Raw genomic sequence first — 14,128 nt, forward strand, 5'->3', positions numbered from 1 at the left:
GTCGAGCACGACGTCCGCGCGTCAGTCGGGCACGACACCAGCGCATCAGTCGGGCACGACTCGCACGCATCAGTCGGGCGACTGTCGGGGTCGACGACGGGGGCGGCGCGCCGCCAATCCGAAGGAGCGGCATGATCCGTCGCGATCAGTCACGACGCAGGTCCTCTGAGGACGCCTGGATCATCACGGCGCCGATGGCGCTCGTCGCGGTGGCGTGCGCCACGATGACCGGCCTGCTCGCCGACGATCCCTTCGGCCGCTGGCCGCAGGCGCTCCTCTTCCTGGGCCTCATGATCGTCGCCGGGCTGCCCCTGCTGAGCCTGGTCGTACGCCGGCAGACGCTCGGCGTCACCCTCACCGAGCTGCCGCTGGTCCTGGCGCTCTACTTCCTGCCGCCGCTGACTGTGGTGGTCATCTACACGCTGACGGCGGTCATCACGCACATCCGGCACCGGTTCTCGGCGCCGAAGGTCTGGTTCAACGTGGCGCGGGCTGCCGCCGGCACCTCGCTGGGGGTGCTGGTCCTCCAGGCGTTCCCGCCCATCCAGGGGGTCGGGCCACGCACCTGGGTGAGCATCGTCGCCGCCGTCAGCATGGTGCTGTTGGTGAGCGTCGTCAGCGTGGTCGCGGTGCACACCCTCCTGCACGGCTGGCAGACCGGGCGGGGCGCGCTGCGCAGCGCAAAGGCCGGTCTGCTGACGGCGGCCATCAACGTGTCCGTCGGGTTGATCGTGCTGATCCTGGTCCGCAGCACGTGGTGGTCGCTGCTGCTGCTGTCCGCCCTCGGCGCGGGGCTGGTCCTGGTCTACCGGTCGTACGCCCAGTTCTTCCGGCAGCACCGCACCCTCAGCGACCTGTACGACCTGACCCGTGCCGTGGTGGAGAGCGGGCAGAGCGGAACGCTCGCCGACGCCCTCCTCGGCCGGGTGCGGTCACTCATGCAGGCCGAGTACGCCACACTCTGGCTCCCGGCCCAGGGCCGGCACCCGGAGACGCTGCTGACCGCACGGGTCGACGACCCCGGCCTGCTCGACGAGGCACGTACGCCCCAGGCGTTGCGGGAGAAGGTGCGGTCGGCCCGTCGTACCGTGGCCGTCGGGCACGGCGTGACGACGGACGACGAGTTCCGCGCGGACCTCGCGGAGCGGCGGATCAAGGACGCGGTTGCCGTGCCGCTGCGGTCCGGGCCGGTGGTGATCGGCACCCTGGAGGTGGCCAACCGGCTCGGCGACGGCAACCACTTCACCCCGGCCGACATAGCGGTCTTCGAGACGGTGGCCGCCCACGCCGCGGTGGCCCTGGAGAACACCCGCCTGGTCGACCGGCTGCGGCACGACGCCGAGCACGACACGCTCACCAAGTTGCCCAACCGCCGGCGGATGACGGCGGCGGTGGCGGAGGCGGTCCGGATCGCGGCGCCCGGTGAGGTGGTGGCGCTGCTGCTGTTCGACGTCGACCGGCTCCGCGAGGTGAACGAGTCGCTTGGCCACGCGGCGGGCGACAAGGTGCTGGTCGAGGTGGCCGAGCGGCTGCGCGCCTGCGCGCCCTCCTCGGCGCTCGTCGGCCGGGCCGGCGGGGACGAGTTCCTGGTGACGCTCCGGCTGGAGAGCACCGAGGCGGCGCTGGACCTCGCCGCCCAGCTCCGGGAACAGATCCGCGACGAGATGGTCTTCGACGCGCTCACCCTGGACGTGGACACGGTCGTCGGCGTGGCCGTCCACCCCGACCACGGCAGTGACGCGGTGGCGCTGCTGCAACGCGTCGACCTGGCCGCCACCGCGGCCAAGTCGGTGCCGGGCAGCGTGCAGCTCTACAGTCCGGCGCTGGAGTCCCGGTCGCTGCGCCGGCTCGGCCTCGCCGGGGACCTGCAACGGGCGCTGGACGAGGGCGAGCTGGAGGTCTACTTCCAGCCCAAGGTCACGCTGCGGGACCGCCGCCTGGTGGGCGTGGAGTGCCTGGCCCGCTGGGAGCACCCGGCGCACGGCACGGTGGCGCCGGACGACTTCGTGGCGGTGGCCGAACACACCGGCCAGCTCGGCCGGCTCACCGAGTTCGTGCTCCGGGAGAGCCTGCGGCGCAGCCGCGACTGGAGCCACGGCGAACAGCCGCTGTCCGTCGCGGTCAACCTCGCCGCGCGTACGCTCACCGACCAGCACTTCCCGGCGCTGGTACGCGATCTGCTGGCCGAGTACGGCGTGCCGCCGCAGCAGCTGACGCTCGAGGTCACCGAGGCGGGCGTCCTGGACGGCACCGAACGTCCCATACCCACCCTGCGCAGCCTGCGGGACCTCGGTGTCCGGCTCTCGGTGGACGACTTCGGCACCGGTAACTCGTCGCTGGCGCAACTGCGCCGGCTGCCGGTGCACGAGGTGAAGGTGGACCGGTCGTTCGTGCAGGGCATGGCGACCGATCCGGGCGACCTGGCGATCGTCAACGCGGTGGTGACGCTGTCCCAGCAGTTCGGCCTGGCGGTGGTGGCCGAGGGTGTGGAGAGCGAGCTGACCCTGGAGCTGCTCCAGGACATCGGCTGTGAGATCGGCCAGGGCTTCCTGTTCAGCCGCCCGCTGCCGTACGAGCGGCTGGAGGCCTGGTTCGGTGCCCAGGTCGACCCGGAGACGGTGGTGGCGGGGGAGCTGCCGCGCCTGCGAGTGGTGCCCTGACCAGGGCGGACACTCACCTGGGGGATCCGATTTCACCTCCGCGACGCGGTCGTGTACTGTTTCCCCTGCGCGACACCCCCCAGGGGTGATCGGGCAGGCCCCCTTAGCTCAGTCGGCAGAGCGTCTCCATGGTAAGGAGAAGGTCTACGGTTCGATTCCGTAAGGGGGCTCAGAGGGTCCGGCTGGACCCGCCACGGCGGTGTAGCTCAGATGGCAGAGCAAGCGGCTCATAATCGCTGTGTCGCCGGTTCAAGTCCGGCCACCGCTACTCTCGTCCTCCGGGCCCAGCCCGGTGGCCGGTGGGATGGGCGCCACAGGCGCCCACTTTGCATGTCCGCGTCGTCAGCACGTAGGCTGACACGCCGTAGTTGTTATCCGTGAGCGAGGAAGGCACTCCGCCGTGGCGAAGGCGACCGATGTCCGGCCGAAGATCACTTTGGCGTGTGTGGAGTGCAAGGAGCGCAACTACATCACGCGCAAGAACCGCCGTAACGACCCGGACCGCATCGAGCTGAAGAAGTTCTGCCCCCGGGACGGCAAGCACACCGTCCACCGCGAGACCCGCTGATCGCGGCCGGCGCAGCCGGCACCGCACCAGCTTCTCGAACGCCGATCCACCTGACGGGTGGCCTCCGGGCCGCCCGACCGGGCGGATCGGCGTTCGTGTTTTCCGTGTAGGTTCGGCGGCATGTCCCTGGACCCGTCCTTCGTCGGCCGTACGTACCCGCCGACCGCCCCCTACCAGGTGGGCCGAGAAAAGATCCGCGAGTTCGCCACCGCCGTCGGCGCGACCGACCCGGCCCACCACGACCCGGAGGCGGCGCGGGCGCTCGGTCACCGCGACGTGGTGGCGCCGCCGACGTTCCCGGTGGTCGTCACCATGGCGGCCAACCGGCAGATCGTCGAGGATCCGGCGCTCGGTGTCGACTACAGCCGCGTGGTGCACGGCGACCAGCGGTTCGCGTACACCCGGCCGGTGGTGGCCGGGGACGAGCTGGTGTGCGTGAACACCATCGAGGAGGTCACCAGCCGGGGCGGGCACGGCTTCCTGACCACCCGCACGGACGTGAGCACCGTGGACGGTGAGCCGGTGGTCGCCGTCTGGTCCAAGATCGTCGTACGCGGGGAGGGCTGAGGACATGGAGCTGCCCACCCAGACGTACCGGGTGACCCGCGCGGATCTGGTCCGCTACGCGGGCGCCTCGGGCGACTTCAACCCGATCCACTGGAACGACCGCACCGCCACCGGCGTCGGGCTGCCGGGCGTCATCGCCCACGGCATGTTCACCATGGCCCTGGTCGGCCGGGCGGTGGCCGGCTGGGCCGGCGCGCCGGACGCGGTGGTCGACTTCGGCGTCCGGTTCACCCGCCCGGTGGTCGTCCCGGACACCGACGAGGGCACCGAGATCGAGGTGTCGGCGGTGGTCAAGGAGGTCACCGAAGACGGTCTGACCAGGCTGGACGTCACCGCCACCTGCCATGGTGAGAAGGTGCTGTCGCAGGCCCGGGCACTGATCCGCACGACGCGCTGAGGGTCCGCCCGACGCGCGAGGGGTAGACCGGTTGGGAAAGTCGCACGACTACCCGTACACTGGTCCGCCGTGGGGCAAGTGACCCCCGCTCGGCACAGCGTGTCCGGGTGGAGGTGAGTTGCCGCACAGGGGTGTAGCTCAATTGGCAGAGCAGCGGTCTCCAAAACCGCAGGCTGCAGGTTCAAGTCCTGTCACCCCTGCGCCTCAGGCCTGACCGTTCCGTGGGTCGCGCCGCCCTCACCGGCGGCGCTCGGCCCGTGGTGGTGGCATCGGTGGGGTGGCTCCGAGGCGTTCGGGACCTCCCGGCCGGTCCGCCGGCCGCGGCCCGTCGCGGGACGGTTGGTCCGGCCGGCGTGACCAACACGCCGCGCACGCCGCCCGGCGTGCGACCCCATATCCCGCACGGAGGGCGAAGTGGCCAAGAGCAAGCGCCGCGGCGAGGACGACGGCGACGAGCGTCTGGACGACGACGCGACCGTCGACGGCGTAGCCGACGACGACGTGGCCGACGACGACGCCACCGACGCGGACGAACCGGTCTCCCGGGGTGGCACCGCGACCCGTAAGCGGGCGCAGGCCGAGCCGGCCGAGGGCCGGAAGACCCGCAAGGACACCGAGCGGATCGGGCTGTTCGCCCGCATCGCGCGGTTCTTCCGCGAGGTCGTGGCAGAGCTGCGTAAGGTCATCTGGCCGACCCGCAAGGAGCTGCTGACCTACACGGCTGTGGTGGTCACCTTCGTCGCGGTGATGCTGGCGATCGTGGCCGGCCTGGACTACGGCTTCGCCAAGGCGGTGCTGTGGGTCTTCGGCGAGCCCAGCTGACCTGCGGACAGCGATACTGACGGAAGTGAGCGAGCGTGCCTGAGTACGACGAGACCGCCGGAACCCCGGACGAGCAGTCCACGGTGGCGACGGCGGCCAACAACGAGTCGGTCGAGGCCGCCAGCGAGCCGGAGTTCCCGACCACCGAGCCGGCCCCGGACGAGGACTTCGACCCGGTCGCCGAGCTGCGCCAGAAGCTGCGCTACGCGCCCGGCGACTGGTACGTGGTGCACTCGTACGCCGGCTACGAGAACAAGGTCAAGACCAACCTCGAGACCCGGATCACCTCCCTCGACATGGAGGACTTCATCTACCAGGTCGAGGTGCCGACCCGGGAAGAGGTCGAGGTCAAGAACGGCAAGCGGTCGCAGGTGCAGGCGAAGGTCTTTCCGGGCTACATCCTGGTCCGGATGGAGCTGACCGCCGAGTCCTACTCCTGCGTCCGGAACACCCCGGGGGTCACCGGCTTCGTCGGCGCGACCGACCGGGCCGACCGGCCGGCGCCGCTGAGCCTCGACGAGGTGCTCAAGTGGCTGGCTCCGGCGGTCGAGACCGAGCAGAAGAAGGCCAAGCCCGAGGTCAAGGTCCTCGACTTCGAGGTCGGCGACTCGGTCACCGTCACCGACGGCGCGTTCGCGTCGCTGCCGGCGACGATCAGCGAGATCAACGCCGACCAGCAGAAGCTCAAGGTGCTGGTGTCGATCTTCGGCCGGGAGACGCCGGTCGAGCTGAACTTCAACCAGGTCGCCAAGATCTGACGTACGTCGGCACCGGCGGCCCGCCCTCTCGGGGGTGGCCGCCGGTGCGCCGTTTCGCCGCCCGCCGACCTCGGCGCGGAGGGTGGCCGACGGCTGCGCTACCCTAGAACGTCGGCTGTCCGCACCGTGCTGACCGTGCGCGCCCGCGGACCGGCGAGAATCCCAGTTCCAAGCCCCAGGAAGAGACATGCCTCCGAAGAAGAAGCTCGTCAAGACGTTCACGCTTCAGCTCCCGGCGGGCCAGGCCACCCCGGCGCCGCCGGTCGGCCCCGCGCTCGGCCAGCACGGCGTGAACATCATGGAGTTCTGCAAGTCCTACAACGCGCAGACCGAGTCTCAGCGGGGCGACATCGTCCCCGCCGAGATCAGCGTCTACGAGGACCGCACGTTCACCTTCGTGCTGAAGACCCCGCCCGCCGCCCGGCTGCTGATCAAGGCCGCCGGTGTGCAGAAGGGCTCGGGCGTCCCGCACAAGGAGAAGGTCGGCTCGGTCACCCGCGCCCAGCTGCGCGAGATCGCCGAGAAGAAGATGGCGGATCTCAACGCCAACGACATCGACCAGGCCGAGAAGATCATCGCCGGCACCGCCCGGTCGATGGGCCTGACCGTCGCCGACTGACCTCGCTCCACCGCTCCACCCGATCTTTCTGTTCGTGGGAGGGCCGCGCACGCCGCGCGCCCGCCAGAGACCACAGGAGTCACCAGAAATGCAGCGCAGCAAGAGCTACCGCAAGGCCGCCGACGTCATCGACCGGTCGAAGCTCTACACCCCGGTCGAGGCCGTCAAGCTGGCCAAGGAGACCACCAACACCAAGTTCGACGCCACGGTCGAGGTCGCGATGCGCCTCGGCGTCGACCCCCGCAAGGCGGACCAGATGGTCCGCGGCACGGTCAACCTGCCGCACGGCACCGGTAAGACCGCCCGCGTGATCGTCTTCGCCGCCGGCGCGAAGGCCGAGGAGGCCGTCGCCGCGGGTGCGGACGAGGTGGGCACCGACGAGCTGGTCGCCCGTATCCAGGGTGGTTGGCTGGACTTCGACGCGGCGATCGCCACGCCCGACCAGATGGCCAAGATCGGCCGGATCGCGCGGATCCTGGGCCCGCGCGGTCTGATGCCGAACCCGAAGACCGGCACCGTGACCATGGACGTCACCAAGGCCGTCTCGGACATCAAGGGCGGCAAGATCACCTTCCGGGTGGACAAGCACTCCAACCTGCACCTGATCATCGGCAAGGCCTCCTTTTCGGAGAACCAGCTGGTGGACAACTACGCGGCGGTGCTGGACGAGGTGCTGCGGGCCAAGCCGTCCGCGGCCAAGGGCACCTACCTCAAGAAGGTCACCCTCACCACCACCATGGGCCCGGGCGTCCCGGTCGACCCGAAGGTCGTGAAGAACTTCCAGGAGGGCTCGGCCGAGGGCTGAGCACGCGTACTCCCGAACGGGGCCCCGCCACCACGCTGTGGCGGGGCCCCGTTCGTCCGTCCGGTGTGGCACTGTCGGCCGCATGAGGTTCGATGGCGTCTGGCTCCGCTACCACAGGCGCGGCCCGTGGGTGCTGCGGCAGGTCGACGTCGCGATCGGCCCGGGCGAGGCGGCTGTGGTGCTCGGCCGCAACGGCGCCGGCAAGTCCACGATCCTCCAGCTCGCCGCCGGGGTGCTGCGCCCGGGCCGGGGCCGAGTCGCCGACCGGCCGGCGGTCGTCGGCTGGGTGCCGGAGCGCTTCCCCGCCGACCAGCCGTTCACCGTCGGGGCCTACCTGTCCGGGATGGGCCGCGTCGCCGGCCTGTCCGGCGCCGCCGTCGACCGCGCGGTGCGCCACTGGGTGGAGCGGCTCGGCCTGACTCGCTTCCACGACGTGCGCCTGCCGCGGCTGTCCAAGGGCACCGCGCAGAAGGTCGGCCTGGCGCAGGCGCTGCTGCGCCCGCCCGGCCTGCTGGTGCTCGACGAGCCCTGGGAGGGGCTGGACGCCACCGCCCGCGAGTCGGTCCCCGAGATCATCGGCGAGGTGCTGGCCGACGGCGGCACGGTGCTGGTCAGCGACCACCGGGGTGAGACGGTCCGGCTGCCCGGCGCCCGGCACCTGTCGGTCGCCGACGGCTCGGTGACCGAGGCGGCGTCGTCGGGCGGCGCGGCCGTCGCCGTGGTCGAGCTGGCGGTGCCGGCCGCCGGGCTGTCCGCCGCCGTCGCCCGCCTGCGCGCCGACGGCCACCAGATCCTTCGGGTACGCGAACACGCCGTCCCGCCTCCCGCCACGCCCCCGGCGCCGGAGGTGGCCCGGTGATCGCGCTGACGCGGCTGCGGCTGACCGGCTTCGTGCGTACCGGACGGGCGCTGGCGCCGGTGCTGGCGGGTCTGCTCGTCCTCGGCGTCCTCTACGGCGGCGGCCGGGCGGAGCCGGCGGAGGCCTACGGCGTCTCCGCGGTGGTGCTGTTCCCGGTGCTGGCCTGGCAGACCAAGATCCTGCTGGACGTGGAACCCGACGTGCAGCGCCGGATGGCCCGGGTGGTGGCCGGGCCGGCCCGGGAACGGGCCGCCGGGCTGCTCGCGGCGCTGGTGGCGGGGCTCGTCGTGGTGCTCGTCGCGCTGGCGCTGCCGTGGCCGCTCGGTGGGTTGACCACGGCGGTCGAGCCGGGGGAGCGGCCGGTGCTCGTCGGGGTGGCCCTGGGGCTCTGGGCGCACCTGCTCGCGCTGCCGGCTGCGGTGGCGCTCGGCGCGCTCGCCAGCCGGGCGGTGACCCGCAGCGCCGGCTACGGGGTGGCGGTGCTGGTCACCGGCGCGGTCGGGGTCGTGGTGCTCGGGCTCTCCGGCTCGCTCGTGCCGTGGCTGGCCCCGCCGGTCATGGCGACCGCGCGGGCGGTCACCGGGCCGGTGGCGGCCGGCGAGGGGCTGCTGCTCACCGGCTGGGCGGCGCTCTGGGCGGCGGTGGCGTTGACCGGCTACGCCTGGGCACGGCGCACCCGGGCCTGAGCCGGGGTGACCGGGAGCACCCCGGGCGATTTGGTGCTGCGGCGCACGTCGCGTAACCTGGTGCGGTAGTTCCACCCAAAGACCGCTGGTCACCGTGCTCCGGCACGGTCGAAGGTCCCGCGACGACGGGCGACCCGCGCAGGGCGGTAAGCGAAACTCGGTGTCACGCACGGTCCGCCGACTGTGCCCGTGTCCCCGGCCCTCGCCCCGTGCGCCCTGCGCCGGGGCTTTTTCGTTGTCGTGATGCCTCCGCCGCCGTCGCCGAGCCCCGGCTCGCCGTCGGCGTACCAGCTCCGAGCAACGAGAGAGGAGGGACATGGCGGACAAGCCGATCCGGGCCGACAAGGCCACGGCCGTCGCCGAGCTGACCGAGAGCTTCCGCAACGCGGGAGCGACCGTGCTGACCGAGTACCGCGGGCTCACGGTCTCGCAGCTCACCCAGCTGCGGCGCTCGCTCGGCAAGGAGACCAGCTACACGGTCGCGAAGAACACGCTGGCCAAGCGTGCCGCGACCGATGCGGGCATCTCCGGCCTCGACGAGCTGTTCTCCGGTCCTACCGCGCTGACTTTCGTTTCGGGCGACGTCGTCGAGGCGGCGAAGGGGCTTCGTGACTTCGCGAAGGCCAACCCGAAGCTCGTCATCAAGGGCGGTGTCTTCGAGGGCAAGGCCATTTCCGCGGCCGAGGTCACGAAGCTCGCCGACCTGGAGTCCCGCGAGGTGCTGCTGGCCAAGCTGGCCGGCGCCATGAAGGGCAACCTGAGCAAGGCCGCGGCCCTGTTCCAGGCTCCGCTCTCCAAGGCCGCCCGCGCGGCGGCCGCCCTGGCGGACAAGAAGCGCGAGCAGGAGGGCGCCGAGGCGGCCTGAGGCCCTCCCGGCGCACCACGTTCTTAGTTTTCATTGCGAGAAAGGACGCCAGACATGGCGAAGCTCAGCACCGAAGAGCTGCTCGACGCGTTCAAGGAGATGACGCTGATCGAGCTCTCCGAGTTCGTGAAGCAGTTCGAGGACACCTTCGAGGTCACCGCCGCCGCTCCGGTCGCCGTGGCCGGCCCGGCCGGTCCGGGTGCCCCGGCCGCCGAGGCCGAGCCGGAGAAGGACGAGTTCGACGTCATCCTCGACGCCGACGGTGGCAAGAAGATCCAGGTCATCAAGGTCGTGCGTGAGCTGACCGGCCTGGGCCTCAAGGAGGCCAAGGACCTGGTCGAGGCCGCTCCGAAGGCCGTTCTGGAGAAGGCCAACAAGGAGACCGCCGAGAAGGCCAAGGCCAAGCTCGAGGGTGAGGGCGCCAAGGTCACCCTCAAGTGACCTTGCTCCACCTGACGCGCGTCCGGCTCACGTGAGCCGGGGCACACCGCGTCGCGGCGGGCGGTGATCCGGGAGACCGGGTCACCGCCCGCCGTGTTGGTGCCACCCGCGGGCGAACGGCGTGAGCAGGGCGTACAGCGTCCTCTCATCGGCCGGTCAGCGACGTCTGCCGGTAGCCCGTCGGTGGGAAAGACACCCCGAGCGGTAACCGGCCCTTGACGCGGCACCGGCCTGCCAGGCACGCTGAACATCAGCAAGACCTTCCGCGCTTGCAACGGCCGCCTCTCGGGTAAGGGCAACGGCAGCACCGCCGCCGCGGCACCCGAGCGGACCGGCAGGAGCGTCGCGTTCCGAGCGGCCCGGTCGACCCGGTTTTCCGAGGTCCCAGGGCTTGTTCCGCGACGACCTGCGGGTTGGGCTGGACAGCGGTTAGCCTCTCGGCTACACTGCTAGTTTGCGCTGCCTTCCGACTTGACCCCTGCTCGGAAATGTCCGATTGTGGATATTTCTGGTGGGGTCATTGGAGTGCACGCGTACCAGCCGTTCTGCAGCACCGGTCCTCGGAAGGACGCATCTTGGCAGCTTCCCGCCCTGCGAAGACCAGTCGTACGTCGAGCGCATTCGCGCCCCGCCGAGTTTCTTTCGGTCGGATCACCGAACACCTCGAGGTCCCCAACCTCCTCGCCATCCAGAACGAGTCCTTCGACTGGCTCGTCGGCAACGAGGCTTGGCAGGGCCGGTCGGCGGACGACCCGCACGCACGCTCGGGTCTCGCGGAGATCCTCGACGAGATCAGTCCCATTGAGGACTTCTCCGGCACCATGTCGCTCTCCTTCTCGGCTCCGCGCTTCGACGAGGTCAAGGCCTCGATCGAGGAGTGCAAGGAGAAGGACCTGACCTACTGCGCGCCGCTGTTCGTGACCGCGGAGTTCACCAACAACACCACTGGCGAGATCAAGAGCCAGACGGTGTTCATGGGTGACTTCCCGATGATGACGCCGAAGGGCACCTTCATCATCAACGGCACCGAGCGCGTCGTGGTCAGCCAGCTCGTCCGCTCGCCGGGCGTGTACTTCGACAAGCAGCCGGACAAGACCTCCGACCGCGACCTCTCCAGCGTCAAGGTCATCCCGAGCCGGGGTGCCTGGCTGGAGTTCGACATCGACAAGCGCGACACGGTCGGCGTTCGCATCGACCGCAAGCGCCGCCAGGCCGTCACCGTCCTGCTCAAGGCCATCGGGTGGTCCGCCGAGCGCATCCGTGAGAAGTTCGGCTGGTCCGAGCTCATGATGACCACGCTCGAGAAGGACCACATCGCCGGCCAGGACGAGGCCCTGCTCGACATCTACCGGAAGCTCCGCCCTGGCGAGCCGCCGACCCGTGAGAACGCCCAGACCCTGCTCGACAACCTCTTCTTCAACCCGAAGCGGTACGACGTCGCCAAGGTCGGGCGCTACAAGTTCAACAAGAAGCTCGAGCTGGACGTGCCGATCACCACCGGCACGCTCACCGAGGACGACATCGTCGCCACCGTGGAATACCTCTGCCGGCTGCACGCCGGTGAGGAGGGCTACGAGGCCGACGACATCGACCACTTCGGCAACCGTCGCCTGCGTACCGTGGGCGAGCTGATCCAGAACCAGGTCCGGGTGGGTCTCTCCCGGATGGAGCGGGTCGTCCGCGAGCGGATGACCACCCAGGACGTCGAGGCGATCACGCCGCAGACCCTGATCAACATCCGCCCGGTGGTGGCGGCGATCAAGGAGTTCTTCGGTACGTCGCAGCTGTCCCAGTTCATGGACCAGACCAACCCGCTGGCGGGCCTGACCCACCGGCGCCGGCTGAGCGCGCTCGGCCCGGGTGGTCTGTCCCGCGAGCGGGCCGGCTTCGAGGTCCGGGACGTGCACCCGTCCCACTACGGCCGGATGTGCCCGATCGAGACGCCGGAAGGCCCGAACATCGGCCTGATCGGCGCGCTGTCCACGTTCGCCCGGGTCAACCCGTTCGGCTTCATCGAGACGCCGTACCGGAAGGTCATCGACGGCCGGGTCACCGACCAGATCGACTACCTGACCGCGGACGAGGAGGACCGGTTCGTCAAGGCGCAGGCAAACGCCCCGCTGAAGTCGGACGGCACCTTCGCCGAGGATCGCGTCCTGGTCCGCCGTAAGGGCGGCGAGACCGAGGACGTCGCGCCGGGCGCCGTGGACTACATGGACGTGTCGCCGCGGCAGATGACCTCGGTCGCCACCGCGATGATCCCGTTCCTGGAGCACGACGACGCCAACCGCGCGCTCATGGGCGCGAACATGCAGCGTCAGGCGGTGCCGCTGGTCAAGGCCGAGGCCCCGCTGGTCGGTACGGGCATGGAGTACCGCGCCGCGGTGGACGCCGGCGACGTGGTCGTCGCCGAGGTCGGCGGTGTGGTCGAGGACCTGTGCGCGGACTACATCACGGTCCACCAGGACGACGGCCACCGCCGGACGTACCTGCTGCACAAGTTCCGCCGCTCCAACGCCGGCTCCTGCGTCAACCAGAAGCCGGTCGTCTTCGAGGGCGACCGCGTCGAGGCCGGCCAGGTCATCGCCGACGGTCCGTGCACCGACGAGGGCGAGATGGCGCTCGGGCGCAACCTGCTCGTGGCGTTCATGTGCTGGGAGGGCCACAACTACGAGGACGCGATCATCCTGTCGCAGCGCCTCGTGCAGCAGGACGTGCTCACCTCGATCCACATCGAGGAGCACGAGGTCGACGCCCGGGACACCAAGCTCGGCCCGGAGGAGATCACCCGCGACATCCCGAACGTCAGCGAGGAGATGCTCGCCGACCTCGACGAGCGCGGCATCATCCGGATCGGCGCCGAGGTCGTCCCCGGTGACATCCTGGTCGGCAAGGTCACCCCGAAGGGTGAGACCGAGCTGACCCCCGAGGAGCGGCTGCTCCGCGCGATCTTCGGTGAGAAGGCGCGCGAGGTCCGCGACACCTCGCTGAAGGTGCCGCACGGCGAGACCGGAACGGTCATCGGTGTGCGTACCTTCTCCCGCGAGGACGGCGACGAGCTGCCCCCGGGCGTGAACGAGCTGGTCCGGGTCTACGTGGCCCAGAAGCGCAAGATCCAGGACGGTGACAAGCTCGCGGGCCGCCACGGCAACAAGGGCGTCATCTCCAAGATCCTGCCGATCGAGGACATGCCGTTCCTGGAGGACGGCACCCCGGTCGACATCGTGCTGAACCCGCTCGGTGTGCCGTCCCGGATGAACATCGGCCAGGTCCTGGAGACCCACCTCGGGTGGGTGGCCAAGACCGGCTGGAGCGTGGACGGCGACGACGCCGAGTGGAAGCGCCAGCTCCGCTCGATCAACGCGCACGAGTCCGAGCCGGACACCAACGTGGCCACTCCGGTCTTCGACGGTGCCCGCGAGGAGGAGATCTCCGGTCTGCTGGCGTCGACCCTGCCCAACCGGGACGGCAACCAGCTCATCGGCGGCAGCGGCAAGGCGCAGCTGTTCGACGGTCGTTCCGGCGAGCCGCTGCCCGACCCGATCGCGGTCGGCTACGTCTACATCCTGAAGCTCAACCACCTGGTCGACGACAAGATCCACGCCCGGTCGACCGGCCCGTACTCGATGATCACGCAGCAGCCGCTGGGCGGTAAGGCGCAGTTCGGTGGCCAGCGCTTCGGTGAGATGGAGTGCTGGGCCATGCAGGCGTACGGCGCCGCCTACGCCCTGCAGGAGCTGCTGACCATCAAGTCCGACGACGTCCTGGGCCGGGTCAAGGTCTACGAGGCGATCGTCAAGGGCGAGAACATCCCCGAGCCGGGCATCCCGGAGTCGTTCAAGGTGCTGCTCAAGGAGCTGCAGTCGCTGTGCCTCAACGTCGAGGTGCTCTCCAGCGACGGTGTGGCCCTGGAGATGCGCGAGACCGACGACGAGGTGTTCCGGGCGGCGGAGGAGCTGGGCATCGACCTGTCCCGGCGCGAGCCGAGCTCGGTCGAAGAGGTCTGAGGTGGTGATCCGGGGCAGGGTGACCCTGCCCCGGATCCCACTCGTTAGCTAGCAGTACAGACGACGACATAGGG

General features: G+C 70.4%; 13 protein-coding genes and 3 tRNA genes. All 16 read left to right on the forward strand.

The genetic code is table 11. From position 1 onward, the window contains the following. The first annotated feature begins 131 nt into the window (after positions 1-131). The 16 genes from AB0D28_RS08160 to AB0D28_RS08235 all read left to right on the forward strand — a co-directional run bounded on the left by AB0D28_RS08160 (position 132) and on the right by AB0D28_RS08235 (position 14,054). Positions 132-2,660: a bifunctional diguanylate cyclase/phosphodiesterase gene (locus tag AB0D28_RS08160; protein WP_357383514.1), complete on the forward strand. Its 2,529-nt coding sequence runs from the start codon at positions 132-134 to the stop codon at positions 2,658-2,660. Positions 2,661-2,757: 97 nt separating this feature from the next. Next, positions 2,758-2,830: transfer RNA gene (locus tag AB0D28_RS08165), tRNA-Thr, on the forward strand. Between the two features lie 25 nt (positions 2,831-2,855). Next, positions 2,856-2,928 (forward strand) — tRNA-Met (locus tag AB0D28_RS08170). 132 nt (positions 2,929-3,060) lie between these two features. Then, positions 3,061-3,228, forward strand: a complete 168-nt coding sequence (gene rpmG / locus AB0D28_RS08175) for a 50S ribosomal protein L33 (RefSeq protein WP_013288652.1) — start codon at positions 3,061-3,063, stop codon at positions 3,226-3,228. A 120-nt stretch (positions 3,229-3,348) separates the two neighbouring features. Next, positions 3,349-3,795: a MaoC family dehydratase N-terminal domain-containing protein gene (locus tag AB0D28_RS08180; RefSeq protein WP_357383516.1), complete on the forward strand. Its 447-nt coding sequence runs from the start codon at positions 3,349-3,351 to the stop codon at positions 3,793-3,795. Positions 3,796-3,799: 4 nt separating this feature from the next. Further along, positions 3,800-4,192 carry a MaoC family dehydratase gene (locus tag AB0D28_RS08185; RefSeq protein WP_357383518.1) on the forward strand — a complete coding sequence of 131 codons (393 nt, stop codon included), beginning with the start codon at positions 3,800-3,802 and terminating at the stop codon, positions 4,190-4,192. A 127-nt stretch (positions 4,193-4,319) separates the two neighbouring features. Further along, positions 4,320-4,392 (forward strand) — tRNA-Trp (locus AB0D28_RS08190). A gap of 214 nt (positions 4,393-4,606) precedes the next feature. Next, complete coding sequence (gene secE, locus AB0D28_RS08195) at positions 4,607-5,014, forward strand: preprotein translocase subunit SecE (RefSeq protein WP_357383520.1); 408 nt, start codon at positions 4,607-4,609, stop codon at positions 5,012-5,014. 35 nt (positions 5,015-5,049) lie between these two features. Then, positions 5,050-5,772, forward strand: a complete 723-nt coding sequence (gene nusG / locus AB0D28_RS08200; RefSeq protein ID WP_073828961.1) for a transcription termination/antitermination protein NusG — start codon at positions 5,050-5,052, stop codon at positions 5,770-5,772. A gap of 187 nt (positions 5,773-5,959) precedes the next feature. Beyond that, positions 5,960-6,391, forward strand: a complete 432-nt coding sequence (gene rplK, locus AB0D28_RS08205) for a 50S ribosomal protein L11 (protein WP_013288647.1) — start codon at positions 5,960-5,962, stop codon at positions 6,389-6,391. Between the two features lie 88 nt (positions 6,392-6,479). Further along, complete coding sequence (rplA, locus tag AB0D28_RS08210; RefSeq protein WP_357383523.1) at positions 6,480-7,196, forward strand: 50S ribosomal protein L1; 717 nt, start codon at positions 6,480-6,482, stop codon at positions 7,194-7,196. Positions 7,197-7,278: 82 nt separating this feature from the next. After that, positions 7,279-8,055, forward strand: a complete 777-nt coding sequence (locus AB0D28_RS08215; RefSeq protein WP_357383525.1) for an ATP-binding cassette domain-containing protein — start codon at positions 7,279-7,281, stop codon at positions 8,053-8,055. Then, on the forward strand, positions 8,052-8,741 hold the full coding sequence (locus tag AB0D28_RS08220; RefSeq protein WP_357383527.1) for a hypothetical protein: 690 nt from the start codon (positions 8,052-8,054) through the stop codon (positions 8,739-8,741). Before AB0D28_RS08215 ends, AB0D28_RS08220 begins: the two co-directional genes overlap by 4 nt. A gap of 316 nt (positions 8,742-9,057) precedes the next feature. Beyond that, positions 9,058-9,606, forward strand: coding sequence for a 50S ribosomal protein L10 (gene rplJ, locus AB0D28_RS08225; protein ID WP_120573081.1), 549 nt, complete (start codon positions 9,058-9,060; stop codon positions 9,604-9,606). 54 nt (positions 9,607-9,660) lie between these two features. Next, on the forward strand, positions 9,661-10,047 hold the full coding sequence (rplL, locus tag AB0D28_RS08230) for a 50S ribosomal protein L7/L12 (RefSeq protein WP_357383530.1): 387 nt from the start codon (positions 9,661-9,663) through the stop codon (positions 10,045-10,047). 575 nt (positions 10,048-10,622) lie between these two features. Beyond that, positions 10,623-14,054, forward strand: a complete 3,432-nt coding sequence (locus AB0D28_RS08235; protein WP_013288641.1) for a DNA-directed RNA polymerase subunit beta — start codon at positions 10,623-10,625, stop codon at positions 14,052-14,054. Positions 14,055-14,128 lie beyond the last annotated feature (74 nt).

The organism is Micromonospora sp. NPDC048169, assembly GCF_040652815.1.
Taxonomy (GTDB): domain Bacteria; phylum Actinomycetota; class Actinomycetes; order Mycobacteriales; family Micromonosporaceae; genus Micromonospora.

Coding starts and splice junctions, on each gene's coding strand:
- rplK (WP_013288647.1), top strand. CDS start 5,960: ATGCCTCCGAAGAAGAAGCTCGTCAAGACGTTCACGCTTCAGCTCCCG.
- rplA (WP_357383523.1), top strand. CDS start 6,480: ATGCAGCGCAGCAAGAGCTACCGCAAGGCCGCCGACGTCATCGACCGG.
- AB0D28_RS08215 (WP_357383525.1), top strand. CDS start 7,279: ATGAGGTTCGATGGCGTCTGGCTCCGCTACCACAGGCGCGGCCCGTGG.
- AB0D28_RS08185 (WP_357383518.1), top strand. CDS start 3,800: ATGGAGCTGCCCACCCAGACGTACCGGGTGACCCGCGCGGATCTGGTC.
- AB0D28_RS08180 (WP_357383516.1), top strand. CDS start 3,349: ATGTCCCTGGACCCGTCCTTCGTCGGCCGTACGTACCCGCCGACCGCC.
- rplJ (WP_120573081.1), top strand. CDS start 9,058: ATGGCGGACAAGCCGATCCGGGCCGACAAGGCCACGGCCGTCGCCGAG.
- AB0D28_RS08160 (WP_357383514.1), top strand. CDS start 132: ATGATCCGTCGCGATCAGTCACGACGCAGGTCCTCTGAGGACGCCTGG.
- rplL (WP_357383530.1), top strand. CDS start 9,661: ATGGCGAAGCTCAGCACCGAAGAGCTGCTCGACGCGTTCAAGGAGATG.